Raw genomic sequence first — 259 nt, 5'->3', positions numbered from 1 at the left:
CCGAGGGAGCGGTGCGCGTCGCTTTCCATCGCTCGTTGAAGAAACTGATGGCGGCAACACAGAGAAGAGGCCCCGGGCATGAATGACAATCGACAACCAACGGACGATCTTATTCGAGGGCTTGCAGCGCAAGCTGGTAAAGGCGCGTCACTTTCGCTCCGTCTCTCGATCGTCCTACCTGTCGCGCTGGTCTTTTCGATCCTGGCAGCGACTGGTGTCGTTGTGATGATCGCCGGACCTCGCTCCGACCTCATGCAGA

At 58.7% G+C, this 259-nt stretch carries 1 protein-coding gene; it reads left to right on the top strand.

Going from position 1 to position 259, the window contains the following annotated elements; translation table 11 throughout:
• Window positions 1-78: 78 nt before the first annotated feature.
• A partial coding sequence (locus SB764_RS41995; protein WP_410867035.1) for a hypothetical protein occupies window positions 79-259 on the top strand: 181 nt, incomplete at its 3' end.

It is taken from the genome of Paraburkholderia sp. SIMBA_027, from assembly GCF_046535315.1.
Taxonomy (GTDB): Bacteria; Pseudomonadota; Gammaproteobacteria; order Burkholderiales; family Burkholderiaceae; genus Paraburkholderia; species Paraburkholderia tropica.
The sequence above is the reverse complement of the archived record's forward strand: the minus strand, read 5'-3'. Positions and strand labels throughout refer to the sequence as shown.